This window comes from Pantoea sp. MQR6, assembly GCF_022761075.1.
Classification (GTDB): Bacteria; Pseudomonadota; Gammaproteobacteria; order Enterobacterales; family Enterobacteriaceae; genus Pantoea; species Pantoea phytostimulans.
The window spans coordinates 1872263-1894536 of the sequence record NZ_JAKYXB010000001.1 but is presented as its reverse complement, the minus strand read 5'-3'; the positions used below and the strand labels follow the sequence as shown (position 1 = coordinate 1894536).

Here is a 22274-nt window from a genome sequence, read left to right as displayed (position 1 = left end):
TGACACATCTCTGTCACTTTCGCATAACTGTCTGCTTTATACCGATAAGCAAATGCCTGCAACGCGCGCCTGAAGATTTTTGCGCGCGTAATTTTAGGTGAAATGGAGGTGGGTGTTGCAACGAGCACGTTGTTATTTGTTGGGCGAACGCGCGGTTGTGCTGGAACTGGAGCCGCCGATTTCATTGGTAAGCCAACAGCGCATTTGGGGATTGAATCAACGGCTGCAAGCGCATGAAGAAGTGCTTGAAGTGATACCTGGGATGAACAACATCACCATTTTGTTACGCGATCCACAACATAAAGCGCTGGATGCTATTGAGCGCTTACAGCGCTGGTGGGAAGAGAGTGAAGCGCAGTTGCCAGAATCACGTCAGGTTGACATTCCGGTGATCTATGGCGGTGAAAGCGGGCCCGATCTCAACGTGGTGGCTGAACAGGCCAACATGACGCCTCAGCAAGTGGTTGAGCTGCACAGCAGCAGTAATTACGTGGTCTATTTTATCGGCTTCCAGCCTGGCTTTCCCTATTTGGGCGGATTAGATCAGCGTTTGCACACGCCGCGTCGTGCAGAACCGCGCGTGCTGGTTCCAGCAGGGTCGGTGGGCATTGGCGGTAGCCAAACTGGCGTTTATCCGCTCGCCAGCCCCGGTGGCTGGCAACTGATTGGACAAACACGCGTCGCGCTGTTTGATCCAAAAAATCAACCACCAACCTTGTTACGTCCCGGCGATACGGTACGGTTTGTGCCGCAAAAGGAGGGCGTATGCTAAGAATTCTTCGTGCCGGGCTCGCAACCAGCATTCAAGACAGCGGTCGTAACGGCTGGCGACAATATGGTATCAGCGTCAGCGGCGTGCTCGACCATCCAGCGATGGTCACCGCGAACCTGCTGGTGGGTAATGCGCCTGACAGCGCGGTGCTGGAAATTGTGCTCGGTCAGTTCAAAGCTGAATTCACGCGTGACGGCTGGTTTGCCTTAACGGGCGCAGGTTGTCATGCTGAACTGGATGGCAAAGCGGTGTGGACCGGCTGGCGTTTGCCAGTGAAAAAGGGCCAGGTTTTATCACTGTCGATGCCGGTTCGCGGCATGCGCAGCTATTTGTCTGTCAATGGCGGTTTTGATCTACCGGAAGTATTGGGTTCAAGCAGCACCGATCTCAAGGCGGGGTTTGGCGGCTGGCAAGGGCGTAAACTGGAAGATGGGGACCGCCTGCCGCTGGGCAAACCAACTCGCCAGTTTGATAAGAAAGCCGGTGTGCGCCAAATCTTATGGGGTAATCGTATTCGCGCCTTGCCGGGGCCGGAGTATCACGAGTTCAGCCGCGAGGCGCAGCAGGCTTTTTGGCGTACCGCATGGAAACTCAGTCCGCAAAGTAACCGCATGGGTTATCGCCTGCAGGGCCGACAGCTCAACCGCGAAACCCCACGTGAGCTGTTATCGCACGGTTTGGTACCCGGTGTGATTCAAGTACCGCCTAATGGTCAGCCGATTGTTCTAATGGCAGATGCACAAACCACGGGCGGTTATCCGCGCATCGCCTGCGTGATTGAAGCCGATCTTTATCATCTGGCACAGATTCGTTTAGGTGATCCAATCCACTTCATTCACTGCACTTTGCCAGAAGCAATACAGGCGCGTGAACATCAGCAACGCGCGTTGGACCAGATGGTGTGGGGACTCGCTCATGAAAATTGATTTAAACGCCGATTTAGGTGAAGGCAGCGGCAGCGATCGCGCACTGCTGCAATTAGTCAGTTCAGCCAATATCGCCTGCGGCTTTCACGCGGGTGATGCACAAACCATGCTGCAGTCAGTGCGCTGGGCAAAAGAGTTTGGCGTCGCCATTGGCGCACATCCCAGCTTTCCCGATCGCGAAAACTTTGGTCGCACCGCGATGCAGCTTCCACCTGAAACGGTCTATGCCCAGATGATTTATCAAATTGGCGCATTGAAAAGCCTGGCGGAGAGCGAAGGGCAAAAATTGGTGCACGTTAAGCCGCACGGCATGCTCTACAACCAAGCCGCAGCGGATGCTGTGTTGGCAGGGGCTATAGCGCAGGCGATTAAAGCGGTGGATGCTAATTTGATCGTCGTTGGTCTTGCCAATAGCGAATTAATTCGCGCAGGCCTTGATTGCGGATTACGTACCCGTGAAGAAGTTTTTGCCGATCGCGGCTATCTCAATAGCGGTGCATTAGTACCACGCGGTCAACCGGGCGCGCTGATCGAAGATGAAGCCCTGGCGATTGAACAAACGCTGGCAATGGTGCAACAAGGCAAAGTGAAAAGCATCAGCGGCGAATGGGTTGCGGTGAATGCACAAACCGTGTGTCTGCACGGCGATGGCGCGCATGCGTTGCAGTTTGCTCAGCGCCTGCGTGATGTTTTTGCGACACATCAGGTTGCCGTGAATAGCCTTTAAATTGTTGACTGTTAGCCCGGCAATGCGCCGGGTTTTTTTATCTCATAAGGGGAAAATATGGACAGCGTGGTGAACCTTTGGCCGCTGCTCGGCATTGCCGCCATCGTGGTAGGCTTTTTATTACGTTTTAATCCGGTGTTGGTGGTGATTGTTGCGGGTTTCGTGACCGGTATCGCTGCGATGATGCCGATTGCTGACATCCTGGAAAAGCTGGGCGCAGGCTTTTTAAATACGCGAAATCTGCCGCTGATTCTGTTGTTACCGCTGGCAGTGATCGGCCTGCTGGAGCGCCACGGTTTGAAAGAGCGCGCGCAAGCGTGGATTGCTCAGATCAAAACCGCGACCGCCGGTCGCTTGCTGATCGTCTATCTACTGGTGCGTGAAATCACCGCCGCGCTGGGATTAACCAGCCTGGGTGGCCATCCACAGATGGTGCGTCCGCTCTTAGCACCAATGGCTGAAGGCGCTACCGAGAATCGTTATGGTGAGGTTTCACCTGAGGTTCGTCATCGTCTGCGCGCGATGTCAGCGGCAACGGATAACGTAGGTTTATTCTTTGGCGAAGATATTTTTGTGGCTTTCGGTGCCATTATCTTCATGCACAACTTCATGCAAGAGTCGGCAGGCATTCAGACCGAGCCCTTGCACATTGCGCTGTGGGGTATTCCAACAGCGATTGCTGCCTTCCTAATCCACTCAGCACGTCTGGTTCGCTTGGATCGCAAACTGTCACGTGAATTACAGACGCTGAATAGCCAGGCATTGAAAGCCAAGGAGGGCCAATAATGTTTCAGCAACAATATTTGATGTGGCTGGCAGGCATTATCCTGCTGGTTGTGGCGGTACTTTCCTGGCGTGACAGCGCCAACCCGCGTCGTTTTACCACCGGTTTGTTCTGGGCGCTGTACGGCTTGATTTTTCTGGTCGGTGATTGGACCACGCATTTAATGACGCAATTGATGGGAACGCCGGAAGTCGGCACACGTACGCTGCATATTGTAGTGGGTGTTGCGGTGGTGGTGATGGCGCTCATCGCAGGTTTAGGCGGTGTAAAATTAGGCCGCTATCATCAACGTAGTGACGAAGAAAAAAAGGTCAGCGCAAAACGTTTGCACAACAAACTGTTTCTGCCTGCGCTAGCCATTCCGGTAATCACCGTGGTCGGTGTCTTAGCGTTTAACCATATCCCGGGTTTGCAAGACGCGGTATTTGGTCCCGGCAATCATTCCACTCTGGTGACGCTGTTTTCAATGATGGTTGGGTGTTTGGTGGGGTGGCTGGTGGCGTTGAAAATGACCCACGAGAAACCTGTGCAGTCGATGCAGGAAACGCGCCGTCTGCTTGATGCCATCGGCTGGGCATTCATCCTGCCGCAAATATTGGCCACGCTGGGATTATTGTTCACTACGGCAGGCGTCGGCAGCGCGATTTCACACCTTACGGAAACCTATTTAGCGGTCGATAATCGCTTTATTGCGGTTGCGGTTTATGCTGTCGGCATGGCGCTGTTGACCATGATCATGGGCAACGCGTTTGCTGCCTTCCCGATTATTACCGCAGGCGTAGGGATCCCCATTCTTGTCTTGCAGCATGGCGGTAATCCAGCAGTGATGGCGGCGATTGGCATGTTCTCTGGCTATTGCGGTACGTTGATGACACCGATGGCCGCTAACTTCAACATCGTGCCTGCGGCATTGCTTGAGCTACCAGACCGTAACGCGGTCATCAAGGCTCAGGTGCCAACCGGTGTGCTACTGTTAATCGTTAACGTCTTTTTGCTCTATTTTCTGATGTTCCTGTGAGGAAAGAATGAAAACTGTATTGATGACCGCGTTCGAACCTTTTGGTGGGGAAGATGTTAATCCTTCATGGGAAGCGGTACGGGCGCTGGAAGGCAAGCAAATTGCTGGCGCAACCATTGTTACGCGCCAATTGCCGGTAGTGTTCAGCGAAGTGTTGAACGTACTTAATCAGGCGCTGGATGAGATTAAACCTGACGCGATTATTTCGGTAGGGCAGGCGGGCGGACGTAGCGACATTACCGTCGAGCGGATTGGCATTAATGTGGATGACGCGCGCATTCCCGATAATGCCGGTAAACAACCGGTGGATGAAGCGATTGTGCAGGATGGCCCAGCGGCCTACTTCTCACGCTTGCCGATCAAAGCCATTGTCGCGGCGGTACGTGAAGCGGGCATTCCCGCGTCGGTATCACAAACTGCGGGCACCTTTACCTGTAACCGGGTGATGTATGGTTTGCTGCATTGGCTGCAAACCCAAGGCAGTTCAGCGCGGGGCGGTTTTATTCATATCCCTTATCTGCCAGAGCAGGCGGCACAGCATCCTGGCGCACCGAGTATGTCTTCGGCTAACGTGATTCAGGCGCTGGAAATTGCCGTTCGCGTCACGTTAGAGATAAAAGAGGATTTGAAAGTCGTGGGTGGAGCAACACACTAATAGGCGGATAAATGCCAGAAGGACCGGAGATCCGCCGTGTGGCGGATCAGCTTGAAACAGCCATTGTCGGGCAACCGTTAACGGATGTCTGGTTTGCCTTTCCTGAGCTGAAAACCTACGAACCGTCGCTGCTCGGTGAGCAGGTACAGGCGATTGAAACGCGGGGTAAAGCGTTGCTGACGCATTTCAGCAATGGCTTAACGCTTTACAGTCACAATCAGCTTTATGGCGTCTGGCGTATTGTCTTACCTGAAAGCCAGCCAGAAACGAAACGGCAACTGCGGGTTCGATTGGCTACCGCCGAGCAAGCGATTTTGCTCTATAGCGCGTCAGATATTGAACTGCTAAATGCGGATACGCTCGCCAGCCATCCCTTTTTGAATCGCATTGGCCCGGATGTGCTGGACAGCACGTTGACGGTGGAAGAAGTCAAACAACGGCTACTTTCACCGCGCTTCAGCCGCCGACAGTTCAGTGGATTGTTACTGGATCAAGCCTTTCTTGCCGGGTTGGGTAACTACCTTCGGGTTGAAATTTTGTGGTTAGCAGAACTGTTGCCGCAGCATCGGGCACATTCATTAAGCGAAGCACAGCTGACAGCATTCAGCGAGGCGCTGTTATCGGTACCACGTCACGCTTATCGCATGCGAGGAACGATGAAAAAATATCACTCTGAAGCGGCTTTTCGCTTCGAAGTGTTTCATCGGCAGGGCAAGAAATGTCGGCGTTGCGGAACACTGATTGAGAAGGGAACGCTGTCGTCCAGACCCTTTTACTGGTGTCCGGGCTGTCAGGTTTAGCCTGAACGCGTCATAAAAAAAGCGGGGAAATCCCCACTTTTTTTACTGTTTAAAAGAAATTATTTTTCCAGCTGCGAGTTAAATTCGCGCTCAGTGTAACCGGTGTAAAGCTGACGCGGACGCGCAATTTTCATGCCTTCGTCGTGCATCTCTTTCCAGTGAGCAATCCAGCCAACAGTACGCGCCATGGCGAAGATCACGGTAAACATTGAAGATGGAATCCCCATCGCTTTCAGAATAATACCGGAGTAGAAGTCCACGTTTGGATAGAGTTTGCGCTCGATAAAGTACGGGTCGTTCAGCGCAATGTGCTCCAGCTCCATCGCCACTTCCAGCAGATCATCTTTCATACCCAGTTCATTCAAGACTTCATGACAGGTTTCACGCATCACGGTTGCGCGTGGGTCATAGTTTTTGTAAACACGATGACCAAAGCCCATCAGGCGGAAAGAGTCATTCTTATCTTTCGCACGACGAACGAACTCAGGAATATGCTCAACGGTGCTGATCTCTTCCAGCATACGCAGACACGCTTCGTTAGCCCCGCCATGAGCAGGCCCCCACAACGATGCGATACCCGCCGCGATACAGGCAAAGGGGTTAGCGCCAGACGAACCGGCAGTACGCACGGTTGACGTTGAAGCGTTTTGCTCATGATCGGCATGCAGAATCAGAATGCGGTCCATTGCGCGTTCCAGTACAGGATTGACCTTGTACTCTTCGCATGGCGTTGCAAACATCATATGCAGGAAGTTCCCGGCATATGACAGATCATTGCGTGGATAAACAAACGGCTGCCCGATCGAATATTTGTAGCACATCGCTGCCATGGTCGGCATTTTTGACAGCAGACGGAAAGCTGCAATTTCACGGTGACGCTCAATATTAACATCTAGTGAATCATGATAAAACGCGGCCAGCGCGCCAGTTACACCGCACATTACCGCCATCGGGTGCGAATCGCGACGGAAGCCGTGGAACAGGCGGTTAATTTGTTCGTGAATCATAGTGTGGCGGGTAACCGTGGTGCGGAACTCGTCAAACTGTTGCTTCGTCGGTGCTTCGCCATTCAGCAGGATGTAGCACACTTCCAGATAATTCGAATGGGTAGCCAACTGATCAATCGGGAAACCACGGTGCAGCAGAATACCTTCGTCACCATCGATAAAGGTAATTTTGGATTCGCATGACGCTGTAGAAGTGAAACCCGGATCGAAGGTGAATAAGCCGTTTGAGCCAAGGGTACGGACATCAACGACATCCTGGCCTAAGGTGCCTTCCAGCACGTCCAGTTCAAAAGACGTATCATCTTGTAGGGTTAGCGTCACTTTTTTATCTGTCATTTTCGTCTCCATAGCGCCTTATGTAGGTAAGGATCTTTAGACACCTGAAAAGCGTTCATGTTGCGGGTGGCAAAACTTCACAATTTCACTCTGCGTTCATAAGTCTGGTGCAGGGTACAGAGTGAGAGGCATGTTCCCGTCAGGAACCGTAAAGCCATGACATGCTGCATATCGAGGTTGTTAAAGATCCGGTCTGGACATAACTTCTTGGTAACCAATAACCTGATGCTTGTTGTGGCTCACGCTCGCAATGTTACATAACTTGAGCTTAGGGGAAAGTGTATCCCCATAACTTTTGTGCATCATAGGAGTTTATTGGGTTAGTTTGTAACTGAATTGTTTAACTATTGTCAAATCAGATAATTAAATTTGTATCAAATGTGAAAATCGTGAGTAAGATCACTGTTCAACCGAAATGTTCCCAAAGTGTTTGTAGGGGAATTGTAATCAGATTGTGATCCTCCTATACTTCGCCGAGGTCTCCGGAATTCCCTGACACCAGGAGCCACCCAGCGTTTCTACCGCGTCAATTAACACTGGATGTTGCTTTTTTGGTGACGGTTAAAGTCTGAACACGTCGCGTGATCCGACTCCGCCTCAGGACCGGAGGAAGCAAAATAAAAAAGAGCTGTGTGGGCAAAACCGTGAAAAAACAAAGACCTGTCAACTTGGATCTCTCGACGATCCGGTTTCCCGTTACTGCAATATCGTCTATTCTCCACCGCGTTACTGGCGTAATTACCTTGGTTGCGCTTGCCATTCTGCTGTGGTTACTGGGCTTGTCTCTCTCCTCTCCGGAAGGTTTCCAACACGCTGCAACCATCATGGATGGCTTCTTCGCGAAGTTCATTATGTGGGGCATTTTAACGGCGTTGGCTTACCACGCGGTGAGCGGGATTCGTCATATGTTGATGGATTTTGGTTATCTGGCTGAGACCCTGCAAGCAGGCTCGCGCTCGGCTGAGGTGGCAATTGGTATTACTGTCGTGCTTTCAATTTTGGCTGGAGTCCTCGTATGGTAAGCAATGCATCCGCTTTGGGTCGCAACGGCATTCAGGACTGGCTGCTGCTGCGGGCTTCTGCAATTCTCATTACGCTTTACATCCTCTACATACTCGGCTTTGTAGTGATGACAGACACGCTGACTTATGACATCTGGCGTGGATTCTTCGCTTCGGCCTTTACCAAAGTATTCACCCTGCTGACGCTGTTTTCCATTCTGATCCACGGTTGGATTGGCATGTGGCAAGTGTTAACTGATTACGTTAAATCAGTAGCGCAGCGTCTGGTGTTGCAATTGGTGGTCGTGGTGACGTTGTTGTCCTATGCGATTTATGGGTTTGTTGTGGTGTGGGGTGTGTAAATGAGTTTGCCAATCAGAGAGTTTGATGCCGTGGTGATCGGCGCAGGCGGCGCAGGAATGCGAGCCGCATTGCAAATCTCCCAAGCAGGCCAGAGCTGTGCCTTGCTATCTAAAGTTTTCCCGACCCGTTCCCATACCGTATCTGCGCAAGGCGGCATCACCGTCGCGCTGGGTAACACCCATGAAGATAACTGGGAATGGCATATGTACGACACCGTCAAAGGTTCCGACTATATCGGTGACCAGGACGCGATTGAATATATGTGTAAAACCGGACCTGAAGCGATTCTGGAACTGGAACACATGGGTTTACCGTTCTCGCGTCTTGAAGATGGTCGTGTCTATCAACGTCCGTTTGGCGGCCAGTCGAAGAATTTCGGTGGCGAACAAGCGGCACGTACTGCCGCCGCCGCTGACCGTACCGGTCATGCGCTGCTGCACACGCTTTACCAACAGAACCTGAAAAACAAAACCACCATCTTCTCTGAGTGGTATGCACTGGATTTGGTTAAAAATGAAGATGGCGCAGTTGTCGGTTGTACCGCAATCTGCATTGAAACGGGTGAAACCGTTTACTTTAAAGCCAAAGCTACTGTGCTGGCAACCGGTGGCGCGGGCCGTATTTATCAGTCAACCACCAATGCCCACATCAACACTGGCGACGGTGTCGGCATGGCGCTGCGCGCAGGCGTGCCGGTTCAGGATATGGAAATGTGGCAGTTCCACCCAACCGGTATTGCCGGTGCGGGTGTATTAGTGACGGAAGGTTGTCGTGGTGAAGGCGGATATCTGCTGAACAAACACGGCGAACGCTTTATGGAGCGTTATGCACCTAACGCCAAAGACCTTGCAGGTCGTGATGTAGTGGCACGTTCGATGATGATTGAAATTCGTGAAGGCCGCGGCTGTGATGGTCCTTGGGGCCCACACCTTAAGCTAAAACTCGATCATTTAGGTAAAGACGTTCTTGAATCACGTCTGCCAGGCATTCTTGAGCTGTCTCGTACGTTTGCTCACGCGGATCCGGTTAAAGAGCCGATCCCAGTGATCCCAACTTGCCACTATATGATGGGCGGTATTCCGACCAAAGTAACGGGCCAGGCGCTGCGCGTGAACGAGCAGGGCGAAGATGTGGTCATTCCAGGCCTGTTTGCCGTGGGTGAAATCGCCTGCGTATCCGTGCATGGCGCTAACCGCCTCGGTGGAAACTCACTGCTCGACTTAGTGGTATTCGGTCGCGCAGCCGGTTTGCATCTGCTGGAGTCGATTGCCGAGCAGGGCGAGCTGCGTGATGCCTCTTTGGAAGAGATTGATGCAGCTATGGCGCGCTTCAATCGTTGGGAAAACAATACCACTGGCGAAGATCCGGTTGAGATTCGCAAGGCGCTGCAGCGCTGCATGCAGAACAATTTCTCGGTGTTCCGCGAAGGTGATGCGATGAAAGAAGGGCTTGCTGAGCTGAAAGTGATCCGTGAACGCCTGAAATCAGCGCGTTTGGATGACCGCTCACCAGACTTTAATACTCAACGTATTGAGTGCCTGGAGCTGGATAACCTGATGGAAACCGCTTACGCCACTGCGGTGGCAGCAAACTATCGCACCGAAAGTCGCGGTGCGCACAGTCGCTTCGACTACCCGGATCGTGATGATGAAAACTGGCTGTGCCACAGTCTTTATATCCCGCAAACCGAGAGCATGACGCGCCGTGAGGTGAACATGCAGCCGAAACTGCGCGCGGCGTTCCCGCCGAAAGTGCGTACTTATTAATTTGCGGAGAGACGATCATGAGACTCGAATTTTCAATTTATCGCTACAATCCAGACGTCGATGACAAGCCGCGCATGCAGGAATACAGCCTCGAAGCGGAAGATGGTCGCGACATGATGCTGTTGGACGCGTTAATCCGTTTGAAAGAAAAAGATCCTACTCTGGCTTTTCGCCGCTCATGCCGTGAAGGCGTATGTGGTTCTGACGGCCTGAACATGAACGGCAAAAATGGCCTGGCTTGCATCACGCCGGTATCGGCGTTGGGCAACGGTAAAAAAACCATTGTTATTCGCCCACTGCCGGGTCTGCCGGTTGTCCGCGACCTGGTTGTGGACATGAGTCAGTTTTATGCGCAATATGAGAAAATTAAACCTTTCTTGTTGAATAATGGGGAAAATCCGCCGGCGCGCGAGCATTTACAGTCGCCGGCAGAACGTGAGCATCTGGATGGATTATACGAATGTATTCTCTGCGCCTGCTGCTCAACGTCTTGCCCATCATTCTGGTGGAATCCAGATAAATTTATTGGACCTGCCGGCCTGTTGGCAGCCTACCGCTTCCTGATTGACAGCCGCGACACCGAAACCGATGCGCGTCTCGACAATCTTAATGATGCTTTCAGTGTTTTCCGCTGTCACAGCATCATGAACTGTGTGAGCGTATGTCCTAAAGGATTGAACCCGACACGCGCTATCGGCCATATAAAGTCGATGCTGCTGCAACGCGGGGCATAAGTATTTTTATCGTCCGGGAACCTCAGGTTCCCGGACGATTTACGGAAGCCTCTGTAAACGTGGTCGTGTACTACGTTTACAAAGGTTCCCTTACGGGCCGGGCGCGCGCTGCGCACAGTGCTCGTATCGCTGAACTCACTACGGCAAACCGCGTAAGCGGCAACAAATGAAACCTCAAAAAAGCATAACAATGCTTAAGGGATCACAATGCAGAACAGCGCGATGAAACCCTGGCTGGACTCTTCCTGGCTGGCCGGCGCGAATCAGTCTTACATAGAGCAGCTCTATGAGGATTTCCTGACCGATCCTGACTCTGTCGATGCAGTGTGGCGCACGATGTTCCAACAGCTCCCAGGCACCGGCGTGAAACCAGAACAGTTTCACTCCACCACGCGCGAGTATTTCCGTCGCCTGGCGAAAGATGCATCTCGTTACACCTCCTCAGTTTCCGATCCAGCAACAAACTCCAAACAAGTGAAAGTGTTGCAGTTGATAAACGCGTTTCGTTTTCGCGGTCATCAGCATGCTAATCTTGATCCGCTCGGCCTGTGGAAACAGGATCGTGTCTCCGATCTCGATCCCGCTTTTCACGATCTGACCGACGCCGATTTTCAGGAAAGCTTTAACGTAGGTTCTTTTGCCGGTGGCAAAGAAACCATGAAGCTGGCCGATCTGTTCGACGCGCTGAACCAGACCTATTGCGGCTCCATTGGTGCAGAATATATGCACATCAATAACACCGACGAGAAACGCTGGATTCAGCAGCGTCTTGAGTCAGTGGTGGGCCAGGCCTCCTTCAGCAACGAAGAGAAAAAAGGTTTCCTGAAAGAGCTGACTGCGGCAGAGGGGATGGAAAAATACCTCGGCGCAAAATTCCCAGGCGCTAAACGCTTCTCGTTAGAAGGCGGCGATGCGTTGGTTCCGATGCTGCGCGAGATGATTCGTCACGCGGGCAAAAGCGGCACGCGTGAAGTGGTGCTGGGTATGGCGCACCGTGGTCGTCTCAACGTACTGATTAACGTACTGGGTAAGAAGCCGCAGGATCTGTTTGACGAATTCGCGGGTAAACACAAAGAACACCTCGGCACCGGTGATGTGAAGTACCACATGGGCTTCTCATCAGACGTTGAAACCGAAGGCGGCTTAGTGCACCTGGCGTTGGCGTTTAACCCATCTCACCTTGAGATCGTGAGTCCCGTGGTGATGGGTTCAGTTCGTGCGCGTCTGGATCGTCTCTCCGAGCCAAGCAGCAATAAAGTGTTGCCAATCACTATTCATGGCGATGCGGCAATTATCGGCCAAGGCGTGGTGCAGGAAACCCTGAACATGTCTCAGGCGCGTGGCTACGAAGTGGGCGGTACCGTTCGCATCGTGATCAACAACCAGGTTGGCTTCACCACCTCCAATCCGAAAGATGCCCGCTCAACGCCTTATTGCACCGACATCGGTAAAATGGTGTTGGCCCCGATTTTCCACGTCAATGCTGATGATCCAGAAGCCGTCGCCTTTATTACGCGCCTGGCGTTGGATTATCGCAATACCTTCAAACGTGATGTCTTCATTGATCTGGTGTGCTATCGCCGTCATGGTCACAACGAAGCGGATGAGCCAAGCGCCACGCAGCCGTTGATGTACCAGAAAATCAAAAAGCATCCGACCCCGCGTAAAATTTATGCCGATCGCCTTGAAAGCGAAGGTGTTGCTACGCAAGAAGATGCCACCGAAATGGTGAATCTTTACCGTGACGCGCTGGATGAAGGTGAATGCGTGGTGCCGGAATGGCGTCCAATGAGCCTGCACTCCTTTACCTGGTCGCCGTATCTTAACCACGAGTGGGATGAAGCTTATCCGGCACAGGTGGATAAGAAACGCCTGCAAGAACTGGCGCGTCGTATCAGCCAGATCCCAGAAGAAGTGGAAGTTCAGTCGCGCGTTACCAAGATCTACAACGATCGCAAAGAGATGGCCGAAGGCAATAAAGCCTTTGACTGGGGCGGCGCTGAGAACCTGGCTTACGCCACGCTGGTTGATGAAGGCATTCCGGTTCGCTTATCTGGTGAAGATACTGGCCGTGGCACTTTCTTCCATCGCCATGCGGTAATTCATAACCAAGCTAACGGCTCAACCTATACGCCGCTGCATCATGTGCACAGCGGTCAGGGACAGTTCAAAGTTTGGGATTCAGTGTTATCCGAAGAAGCGGTATTGGCCTTTGAATATGGTTATGCCACCGCTGAGCCACGCATCCTGACCATTTGGGAAGCGCAGTTCGGTGACTTCGCCAACGGCGCACAGGTTGTTATCGATCAGTTCATTAGCTCCGGCGAGCAGAAATGGGGCCGCATGTGTGGTCTGGTGATGCTGTTGCCGCACGGCTATGAAGGTCAAGGCCCAGAACACTCATCTGCCCGACTGGAACGTTATCTGCAACTTTGTGCTGAGCAGAACATGCAGGTTTGCGTTCCGTCAACGCCTGCGCAGGTTTACCACATGCTGCGTCGTCAGGCGCTGCGCGGTATGCGCCGTCCGCTGATCGTTATGTCACCGAAATCGCTGCTGCGTCATCCGCTGGCTATTTCAACACTGGATGAATTAGCAGAAGGCAGCTTCCAACCGGCAATTGGCGAAATCGATGCGCTCGATCCGAAAGGCGTTAAACGCGTCGTGATGTGTGCCGGTAAAGTTTATTACGATCTGCTGGAGCAGCGTCGTAAAAACGAGCAGACCGATGTCGCGATTCTGCGTATCGAGCAGCTTTATCCGTTCCCGCATCAGGCAGTACAAGAAATTTTGAAAGCGTATTCCCATGTGCAGGATTTTGTCTGGTGTCAGGAGGAGCCCCTGAACCAAGGCGCCTGGTATTGCAGTCAGCATCATTTCCGCGAAGTCGTACCCTTCGGTGCAACTCTGCGTTATGCAGGCCGCCCGGCATCCGCTTCACCGGCCGTGGGTTACATGTCCGTACACCAAAAACAGCAGCAAGACCTGGTTAATGACGCGCTGAACGTTGATTAATTAAAAGGAAAGATAATGAGTAGCGTAGATATTCTCGTTCCCGACCTGCCTGAATCCGTTGCCGATGCCTCCGTGGCAACCTGGCACAAGAAACCAGGCGATGCCGTCACTCGTGATGAAGTGCTGGTAGAGATCGAAACTGACAAAGTGGTACTGGAAGTGCCTGCTTCCGCCGATGGCGTTCTCGAAGCTGTACTGGAAGACGAAGGCGCAACCGTGACCTCGCGCCAGATTCTGGGGCGTTTGAAAGAGGGCAACAGTGCCGGTAAAGAAACCAGTGCCAAAGCTGACAGCAAAGAGTCCACACCGGCTCAGCGTCAGACCGCCTCACTGGAAGAAGAGAGCAATGACGCGCTCAGCCCGGCGATTCGTCGCCTGATCGCGGAACACAATTTAGATGCCTCGCAGATCAAAGGCAGCGGTGTGGGTGGTCGTCTGACACGTGAAGATGTTGAAAAACATCTGGCGAAGAAACCGGAAACCGCAAAAGCCGCTGCACCTGCTGCTGAAGCGGCCCCGCAGCAAGCTGTGGCTAATCGCAGCGAAAAACGCGTTCCGATGACGCGTCTGCGTAAGCGTGTTGCAGAGCGTCTTCTGGAAGCGAAAAACAGCACTGCGATGCTGACAACGTTCAACGAAGTGAACATGAAGCCGATCATGGATCTGCGCAAGCAGTACGGCGACGCCTTCGAGAAACGCCACGGTGTGCGTCTGGGCTTCATGTCCTTCTACATCAAAGCGGTTGTTGAAGCGCTGAAACGCTATCCAGAAGTAAATGCTTCAATTGATGGCGAAGATGTGGTTTACCACAACTACTTCGACGTCAGTATTGCGGTATCTACGCCGCGTGGTCTGGTAACGCCAGTACTGCGTGATGTTGATGCATTGAGCATGGCTGACATCGAGAAGAAAATTAAAGAGCTGGCTGTAAAAGGCCGTGACGGCAAGCTGACTGTAGATGATCTGACTGGCGGTAACTTTACCATTACCAACGGCGGCGTCTTCGGCTCGCTGATGTCCACCCCGATCATCAACCCACCACAGAGCGCGATTTTGGGCATGCATGCCATCAAAGATCGCCCGATGGCGGTAAATGGTCAGGTTGTGGTATTGCCAATGATGTATCTGGCGCTCTCCTACGATCACCGTCTGATTGATGGCCGCGAATCTGTTGGCTATCTGGTTGCGGTGAAAGAGATGCTGGAAGATCCGGCACGTCTGCTGCTGGACGTCTGATTTTCATCGGGCGCGTTACGGCGCGCCCAACCTTATTACTCTTTTCAGACCTGAATGGATAGAACATCATGAACTTACACGAATACCAGGCGAAACAGCTGTTTGCACGGTATGGCATGCCGGCACCAACGGGTTACGCCTGTACTACACCACGTGAAGCGGAAGAAGCAGCGTCTAAAATTGGCGCAGGACCGTGGGTAGTTAAATGTCAGGTTCATGCCGGTGGCCGCGGTAAAGCGGGCGGTGTGAAGTTGGTTAACAGTAAAGAAGAGATTCGTGCGTTTGCTGAACATTGGCTCGGCAAGCGTCTGGTAACTTACCAAACTGACGCTCACGGTCAGCCGGTAAACCAGATTTTGGTTGAAGCAGCAACAGACATTGATCAAGAGCTTTATTTGGGTGCCGTGGTTGACCGCGCAACCCGCAGCGTGATCTTCATGGCATCGACTGAAGGTGGCGTGGAAATCGAGAAAGTGGCGGAAGAAACCCCACACTTGATTCACAAAATGGCGCTTGATCCGTTAACCGGGCCACTGCCATATCAAGGCCGTGAGCTGGCGTTCAAACTGGGTTTGAGCGGCAAGCAAGTGAGCCAGTTCACCAAAATTTTTATGGGTCTGGCGAATCTGTTCCTGGAACGCGATCTGGCGATGGTTGAGATCAACCCACTGGTGATCACCAAACAAGGCGATTTGATCTGCCTGGATGGTAAATTGGGCGCTGATGGCAACGCACTGTTCCGTCAGCCTGAGCTGCGCGAAATGCGTGACCCAAGTCAGGAAGATCCACGTGAAGCACATGCTACGCAGTGGGAACTGAACTATGTTGCGCTGGAAGGTAACATCGGCTGTATGGTTAACGGTGCGGGCCTGGCAATGGGCACCATGGACATCGTTAAACACCACGGCGGTCAACCTGCTAACTTCCTTGATGTTGGCGGCGGCGCAACCAAAGAACGCGTTACCGAAGCCTTCAAAATCATCCTGTCTGACGATGCGGTTAAAGCCGTGTTCGTTAATATCTTCGGCGGCATTGTGCGCTGTGACCTGATTGCCGACGGCATCATTGGCGCAGTGGCTGAAGTGGGTGTGAACGTGCCAGTGGTGGTACGTCTGGAAGGTAACAACGCCGAGCTGGGCGCGCAGAAACTGGCGGACAGCGGTCTGAACATCATTGCAGCAACCAGCCTGACAGACGCGGCACAGCGTGTTGTTGCTGCTGCGGAGGGTAAATAATGTCCATTTTGATCGACAAAAACACCAAAGTTATCTGCCAGGGATTCACCGGCGGACAGGGCACATTCCACTCTGAGCAGGCGTTGGCTTATGGTACGCAACTGGTTGGCGGCGTAACGCCAGGCAAAGGCGGCACTACGCATCTCGGTTTACCGGTGTTTAACACTGTACGCGAAGCGGTTGAAGCCACGGGCGCAACTGCCACCGTGATCTACGTTCCAGCTCCGTTCTGTAAAGACGGTATCCTGGAAGCGATCGACGCGGGCATCAAACTGATCATCACCATCACTGAAGGTATCCCAACGCTGGATATGCTGACCGTGAAAGTGAAGCTGGATCAAGCTGGCGTACGCATGATCGGACCAAACTGTCCGGGCGTGATTACTCCAGGCGAATGTAAGATCGGTATCATGCCTGGCCACATTCATCAGCCAGGCCGCGTGGGCATTGTTTCACGTTCCGGTACGCTGACTTATGAAGCGGTTAAGCAGACCACCGACATCGGTTATGGCCAGTCGACTTGCGTCGGTATCGGCGGTGACCCAATCCCAGGTTCTAACTTCATCGACATCTTGAAAATGTTCCAGGATGATCCGCAGACTGAAGCGATCGTGATGATCGGTGAAATCGGCGGCAGTGCAGAAGAAGAAGCGGCTGCATTTATCAAAGAGCATATCACCAAGCCAGTTGTAGGTTATATCGCGGGTGTGACAGCGCCTAAAGGTAAACGTATGGGCCACGCAGGTGCCATCATTGCTGGCGGTAAAGGAACGGCGGATGAGAAATTTGCCGCGCTGGAAGCAGCTGGCGTGAAAACCGTTCGCAGCCTGGCTGACATCGGCGACGCCGTCAAAGCGGTTCTGCCAGCGAAATAAACTTTAATTTTCGCGACATCAAGCCACCTTCGGGTGGCTTTTTTTTTGCCTTTTTAAGTTGCCCGTCAAAACAGGCGAATGTTAAATGCAACCGCATGTTATTCACCTTTCCTATTTCAGTGCGCTATTAATTTTGTGCGGTTTTCATAGAGAAAACGGGCGTTAATAAAAAGGGTTAAAAGTAATACGTTTCCAAATAAATCCAATCATTACTGACACTTTTTTAACAACCAGATTACCTGACACTATTCGGAAATGTAATGCGTTAATCCAGATCAATTATTGGCGACTTATAAAAAAGTTTATTGCTGGAAAAGCGCAACGTTAAAGGCTTAAATTGCGCTGCATCAATCCAGCCTTTTATAAAAAGATTCAAACATTTGCTGAAATATGGGGTGCTATCAAATTCCCCCCACTTTTCTCACATCCGTTTAAATAATCGGCCTGTATTGACGCTTTTCAGGGTTTATAAGTCTCGTTATTCGCCTTTATCAGGCAGCACTTTTACCTGTTCTGCCAATAACAAAACTGGAATTAATAATCAGTCGTTCCTGACTCTTATTTAGTGCCTTTTTACGCGGCTAAAAAGGGGTATGCGAGGAGCAAGGAGTCATTATGCTAGATATCGTCGAGCTGTCGCGTTTACAGTTTGCTTTGACGGCGATGTACCATTTCTTGTTTGTCCCTTTAACGCTGGGTATGGCGTTTCTGCTGGCAATCATGGAAACGGTCTACGTTCTCAGTGGTAAACAAATCTATAAAGATATGACCAAGTTCTGGGGCAAGTTGTTTGGTATCAACTTTGCGCTCGGGGTGGCGACCGGTCTGACCATGGAGTTTCAGTTCGGGACTAACTGGTCCTACTATTCACACTATGTTGGCGATATTTTCGGGGCGCCGCTGGCCATTGAAGGTTTGATGGCATTCTTTCTGGAATCTACTTTCGTCGGCTTGTTCTTCTTTGGCTGGGACCGGCTAAGCAAAGTGCAACATCTGGCGGTCACCTGGCTGGTGGCGCTGGGATCAAACATGTCCGCCCTGTGGATCCTCGTCGCGAATGGCTGGATGCAGAATCCAATCGCCTCCGAGTTTAATTTTGAAACCATGCGCATGGAGATGCTGAGCTTCTCTGAGCTGGTGTTGAATCCGGTTGCGCAGGTGAAATTCGTACATACCGTGGCGGCAGGCTATACCGCAGGCGCGATGTTCGTTATGGGGATCAGCGCATGGTATCTGCTGAAAGGGCGCGATACGGCTTTTGCTAAGCGATCGTTCGCTATTGCGGCGAGCTTTGGTATGGCGGCGATATTATCCGTGATCGTATTGGGTGATGAGTCCGGATACGAAATGGGTGACGTACAGAAAACCAAACTGGCGGCCATTGAAGCAGAATGGGAAACCCAGCCTGCGCCAGCAGCCTTTACACTGTTTGGCTTGCCTGATCAGGAAACGCAAGAAAACAAATACGCGATTCAAATTCCCTATTTGCTTGGGCTTATCGCTACACGTTCGGTGGACACGCCGGTAACCGGCCTGAAAGAGTTGCTGGTGCAACATGAAGTCCGCATTCGCAACGGCATGAAAGCCTATGCCTTGCTGAATGAGCTACGCGGCGGAAGTCAGGATCCAGCAGTACGCGAAGCCTTCAATAACAGTAAACAGGATCTGGGTTATGGCCTGCTGCTGAAGCGCTATACCGAAAACGTCGCGAATGCGACAGAAGCGCAAATTCAGAAAGCGACGCAAGATTCGATTCCACGCGTTGCGCCACTCTATTTCTCCTTCCGCATCATGGTACTCAGCGGCGTGCTCTTGTTAGGCATTATCGGGCTGTCGTTCTGGAGTGTGATTCGTAATCGCATCGGCAAAAATCGTTGGCTGTTGAAAGCGGCGCTGTATGGCATTCCGCTGCCATGGATTGCGATCGAAGCCGGTTGGTTTGTCGCAGAATATGGGCGTCAGCCTTGGGCAATTGGTGAAGTATTGCCAACGGCAGTCGCGAATTCCTCTCTGACCGTCGGCGATCTTTTGTTCTCAATGATTTTGATTTGCGGTCTGTACACACTGTTCCTGGTGGCCGAAATGTATTTGATGTTCAAGTTTGCGCGACTAGGGCCAAGCAGCCTGAAAACCGGACGTTATCACCATGAAGAAATGACAACTCTTTCTCAGCCGGTGCGTGGATAAGGAGAACAACCATGTTTGATTACGAAGTTCTACGCTTTGTCTGGTGGCTGCTGATTGGCATCTTGCTGATTGGATTCGCTGTTGCCGACGGCTTTGATATGGGCGTGGGCATGTTAACGCGGGTGTTAGGCCGCACTGATACCGAACGGCGTATCATGATTAACAGCATTGCCCCCCATTGGGATGGCAACCAGGTTTGGTTGATCACTGCAGGCGGCGCGCTGTTTGCTGCCTGGCCGATGGTTTATGCCGCTGCGTTTTCTGGTTTCTATGTCGCGATGATCCTGGTGCTGGCATCGTTGTTCTTCCGTCCGGTAGGTTTTGATTACCGTTCGAAAATAGAAGATATGCGCTGGCGTGGTATGTGGGATTGGGGCATTTTCATCGGCAGTTTTGTACCGCCGTTGGTGATTGGTGTGGCTTTCGGCAACCTGCTGCAAGGCGTGCCGTTCCATGCAGATGAATATTTGCGCCTGTTTTATACCGGTAATTTCTTCCAGCTACTTAATCCGTTCGGCCTGTTGGCGGGTGTGATCAGTGTGGCAATGATTCTGGTGCAAGGTGCCACTTACCTGCAAATGCGCACCACCGGTGAACTGCATGTACGTTCACGCGCTGCTGCGCAGATAGCCGCGCTGGTGATGATGGTCTGTTTCGTGCTTGCTGGCCTGTGGGTGAAATACGGTATCGACGGATATGTAGTGAAGAGCCTCATTGATCATCATGCAGCGTCTAATCCGTTGGGTAAAACAGTGGTGCGCGAAGCGGGGGCGTGGATGGTTAACTTTGAAAGCATGCCGACGTTGTGGTTGTTCCCATTACTGGGCGTGTTGCTGCCTCTGTTGACGATTATTTGTTCACGCCTTGAGAAAGGTGCATGGGCATTTATCTTCTCCTCGCTGACATTAGCGTGCGTGATCATGACTGCAGGTATTGCGATGTTCCCGTTCATTATGCCTTCCAGCACGGTGCCGGACATCAGCCTAACCCTTTGGGATGCCACATCCAGCTTGCTGACACTGAAAATTATGACTTTCGCCGCGGCCATTTTTGTTCCGTTGATCCTCGCGTATACCGCCTGGTGTTACTACAAAATGTTTGGTCGCATTACCAAAGAACACATCGAGAGCAACACGCACTCGCTGTATTGAGTAAGGAGACGACGCATGTGGTATTTTGCCTGGATTCTCGGCACGCTGCTGGCTTGCGCCTTTGGAATCATCACCGCGCTGGCGATTGAGCATATAGAAGAGCGTGCTGCAGAAGACGATCACGCCTGATGTGCCAGCTGAGTCGGACGTTATAGCGTCTAATAGACAAGGGCCCGTTTCGGGCCCTTTCTTGAATACTGGCTTTGCTGTTAGTCGGATGTGTGAGGTGGGCGCCTTCGCGCTTCGCAGCAGGTGTCCATCATGAGGCACGTTTTTTTGATGATTTGGGCGGTTTGCACGGTGGTTAATCACGGTATCGATTTTCGTCCCAGCCAAACCCGTTGGCAGGCGCTATTTTCACCCTTAGCGGCATGGGTTATATCATTCCTTTCCTTTTAGCCCATTTATCGCTGGCTTTTCTAAGCAAAATCGAGGCTGGCGGTGATTATTTGTCAGCATTTGGTCAATAAACCTCCCTTAAATAGTTCCGATTGTTACGGACTGATAATTATTTTCTCTTGGCTCTGGACACCCATTCCAAACCCGAATTGTCTTGCGTATAGTAGCAACGTTTAAAACGAGGCCGGGATGTAGAGTGAGTACAACGCTGTTTCGCTGGCCGGTTCGGGTCTACTACGAAGACACCGATGCCGGTGGTGTGGTTTATCACGCCAGCTATATCGCTTTTTATGAACGAGCACGTACCGAAATGTTGCGTCAGCATCATTTCAATCAGCAGGTGCTGTTAGAACAGCAAATTGCTTTTGTGGTGCGGCGTATGACGGTGGACTATCTTTCGGCGGCACGTCTTGATGATCTTCTTGAAATTCAAAGTGAAGTGACTTCAATGACGCGAGCGACGATGACGTTCACGCAACGTATCGTGAATGCAGAAGGTAAAGTGCTCAATGAAGCAGAAGTCCTGATTGCCTGCATAAACCCACATCTAATGAAGCCGATTGCGCTTCCCAAGTCTATTGTCGCGGAGTTCAAGCAGTGACTGACATGAACATTCTTGATTTGTTCCTGAAGGCGAGCCTTCTGGTCAAACTTATCATGTTGATTTTGATCGGCTTTTCGATTGCCTCTTGGGCGATCATCATTCAGCGTACACGTATTTTGAACGCGGCGGGGCGCGAAGCAGAAGCGTTTGAAGATAAATTCTGGTCCGGTATTGAGCTTTCTCGCCTGTATCAGGAAAGTCAGAGCCGCCGTGATGAACTCTCTGGATCCGAGCAAATTTTTTATTCGGGTTTCAAAGAGTTTGCGCGCCTGCATCGGGTAAATAGTCATGCACCTGAAGCGGTCATTGAAGGGGCTGGCCGTGCTATGCGTATTTCTATGAACCGTGAATTAGAGTCGCTGGAAAATCACATTCCTTTCTTGGGTACCGTGGGTTCAATCAGCCCTTATATCGGCCTGTTCGGGACTGTTTGGGGGATCATGCATGCCTTTATCGCCTTGGGTGCGGTGAAGCAGGCAACCCTGCAAATGGTTGCGCCGGGTATCGCAGAAGCGTTGATCGCTACAGCAATCGGCTTGTTCGCCGCAATCCCTGCGGTGATGGCTTTTAACCGACTCAATCAGCGCGTCAATAAACTGGAGCAGAACTACGACAACTTTATGGAAGAGTTCACCGCCATCCTGCATCGCCAGGCATTCTCCAGCGAAAGCGCTAAGTAAATA

Annotated in this window: 22 protein-coding genes; 21 read left to right on the top strand and 1 reads right to left on the bottom strand. The window is 51.9% G+C overall.

Going from position 1 to position 22274, the window contains the following annotated elements; all coding sequences use genetic code 11:
• Window positions 1-115: 115 nt before the first annotated feature.
• From pxpB to nei, 7 genes are read left to right on the top strand one after another with little or no spacing between them, the layout of a single operon-like run.
• The gene (gene pxpB, locus MUG06_RS08845; RefSeq protein ID WP_243078333.1) at window positions 116-772 is read left to right on the top strand and encodes a 5-oxoprolinase subunit PxpB; all 657 of its coding nucleotides are present in this window, start codon (window positions 116-118) and stop codon (window positions 770-772) included.
• Complete coding sequence (pxpC, locus tag MUG06_RS08840) at window positions 766-1698, top strand: 5-oxoprolinase subunit PxpC (protein WP_243078332.1); 933 nt, start codon at window positions 766-768, stop codon at window positions 1696-1698. Before pxpB ends, pxpC begins: the two co-directional genes overlap by 7 nt.
• Window positions 1688-2425, top strand: a complete 738-nt coding sequence (gene pxpA / locus MUG06_RS08835) for a 5-oxoprolinase subunit PxpA (RefSeq protein WP_243078331.1) — start codon at window positions 1688-1690, stop codon at window positions 2423-2425. Before pxpC ends, pxpA begins: the two co-directional genes overlap by 11 nt.
• A 57-nt stretch (window positions 2426-2482) precedes the next feature.
• Entirely contained in the window at window positions 2483-3211 is a 729-nt protein-coding gene (locus MUG06_RS08830) for a DUF969 domain-containing protein (RefSeq protein WP_215847330.1), read from the top strand.
• On the top strand, window positions 3211-4227 hold the full coding sequence (locus MUG06_RS08825; RefSeq protein WP_243078330.1) for a DUF979 domain-containing protein: 1017 nt from the start codon (window positions 3211-3213) through the stop codon (window positions 4225-4227). Before MUG06_RS08830 ends, MUG06_RS08825 begins: the two co-directional genes overlap by 1 nt.
• Before the next feature lie 7 nt (window positions 4228-4234).
• Window positions 4235-4882: a pyroglutamyl-peptidase I gene (pcp, locus tag MUG06_RS08820; protein WP_215847329.1), complete on the top strand. Its 648-nt coding sequence runs from the start codon at window positions 4235-4237 to the stop codon at window positions 4880-4882.
• Window positions 4883-4893: 11 nt separating this feature from the next.
• Window positions 4894-5682, top strand: a complete 789-nt coding sequence (nei, locus tag MUG06_RS08815) for an endonuclease VIII (protein ID WP_243078329.1) — start codon at window positions 4894-4896, stop codon at window positions 5680-5682.
• A gap of 59 nt (window positions 5683-5741) precedes the next feature.
• Here the strand turns inward: nei and MUG06_RS08810 are convergent, their stop codons facing one another.
• Complete coding sequence (locus MUG06_RS08810; protein ID WP_215847327.1) at window positions 5742-7025, bottom strand: citrate synthase; 1284 nt, start codon at window positions 7023-7025, stop codon at window positions 5742-5744.
• Window positions 7026-7657: 632 nt separating this feature from the next.
• On the opposite strand from MUG06_RS08810, the gene sdhC reads away from it, so the two are divergent.
• From sdhC to tolQ, 14 genes are all read left to right on the top strand, one after another.
• Window positions 7658-8047, top strand: coding sequence for a succinate dehydrogenase cytochrome b556 subunit (sdhC, locus tag MUG06_RS08805; protein WP_215847326.1), 390 nt, complete (start codon window positions 7658-7660; stop codon window positions 8045-8047).
• The gene (sdhD, locus tag MUG06_RS08800) at window positions 8041-8388 is read left to right on the top strand and encodes a succinate dehydrogenase membrane anchor subunit (protein ID WP_215847325.1); all 348 of its coding nucleotides are present in this window, start codon (window positions 8041-8043) and stop codon (window positions 8386-8388) included. The genes sdhC and sdhD overlap by 7 nt, the downstream gene beginning before the upstream one ends.
• Window positions 8389-10155, top strand: coding sequence for a succinate dehydrogenase flavoprotein subunit (gene sdhA / locus MUG06_RS08795; RefSeq protein ID WP_215847324.1), 1767 nt, complete (start codon window positions 8389-8391; stop codon window positions 10153-10155).
• A 17-nt stretch (window positions 10156-10172) separates the two neighbouring features.
• A complete protein-coding gene (locus MUG06_RS08790) occupies window positions 10173-10889 on the top strand; it encodes a succinate dehydrogenase iron-sulfur subunit (protein ID WP_215847323.1) in 717 nt (238 codons plus the stop codon).
• A gap of 207 nt (window positions 10890-11096) precedes the next feature.
• Window positions 11097-13904 (top strand): 2-oxoglutarate dehydrogenase E1 component, encoded by a 2808-nt coding sequence (sucA, locus tag MUG06_RS08785; protein WP_243078328.1) that lies wholly within the window; start codon window positions 11097-11099, stop codon window positions 13902-13904.
• 15 nt (window positions 13905-13919) lie between these two features.
• On the top strand, window positions 13920-15140 hold the full coding sequence (gene odhB / locus MUG06_RS08780; protein WP_215847322.1) for a 2-oxoglutarate dehydrogenase complex dihydrolipoyllysine-residue succinyltransferase: 1221 nt from the start codon (window positions 13920-13922) through the stop codon (window positions 15138-15140).
• 68 nt (window positions 15141-15208) lie between these two features.
• Entirely contained in the window at window positions 15209-16375 is a 1167-nt protein-coding gene (sucC, locus tag MUG06_RS08775) for an ADP-forming succinate--CoA ligase subunit beta (protein WP_215847321.1), read from the top strand.
• Complete coding sequence (sucD, locus tag MUG06_RS08770) at window positions 16375-17250, top strand: succinate--CoA ligase subunit alpha (RefSeq protein WP_215847320.1); 876 nt, start codon at window positions 16375-16377, stop codon at window positions 17248-17250. Before sucC ends, sucD begins: the two co-directional genes overlap by 1 nt.
• A gap of 615 nt (window positions 17251-17865) precedes the next feature.
• Window positions 17866-19437: a cytochrome ubiquinol oxidase subunit I gene (cydA, locus tag MUG06_RS08765; protein ID WP_243078327.1), complete on the top strand. Its 1572-nt coding sequence runs from the start codon at window positions 17866-17868 to the stop codon at window positions 19435-19437.
• 11 nt (window positions 19438-19448) lie between these two features.
• On the top strand, window positions 19449-20588 hold the full coding sequence (cydB, locus tag MUG06_RS08760; protein WP_243078326.1) for a cytochrome d ubiquinol oxidase subunit II: 1140 nt from the start codon (window positions 19449-19451) through the stop codon (window positions 20586-20588).
• Between the two features lie 15 nt (window positions 20589-20603).
• Complete coding sequence (cydX, locus tag MUG06_RS08755) at window positions 20604-20717, top strand: cytochrome bd-I oxidase subunit CydX (RefSeq protein ID WP_215847318.1); 114 nt, start codon at window positions 20604-20606, stop codon at window positions 20715-20717.
• Between the two features lie 132 nt (window positions 20718-20849).
• Window positions 20850-20987, top strand: a complete 138-nt coding sequence (locus MUG06_RS22845; protein ID WP_347568898.1) for a cyd operon YbgE family protein — start codon at window positions 20850-20852, stop codon at window positions 20985-20987.
• 196 nt (window positions 20988-21183) lie between these two features.
• On the top strand, window positions 21184-21588 hold the full coding sequence (ybgC, locus tag MUG06_RS08745; protein ID WP_215847317.1) for a tol-pal system-associated acyl-CoA thioesterase: 405 nt from the start codon (window positions 21184-21186) through the stop codon (window positions 21586-21588).
• Window positions 21585-22271, top strand: coding sequence for a Tol-Pal system protein TolQ (gene tolQ, locus MUG06_RS08740; RefSeq protein ID WP_243078325.1), 687 nt, complete (start codon window positions 21585-21587; stop codon window positions 22269-22271). The genes ybgC and tolQ overlap by 4 nt, the downstream gene beginning before the upstream one ends.
• Window positions 22272-22274: the final 3 nt, after the last annotated feature.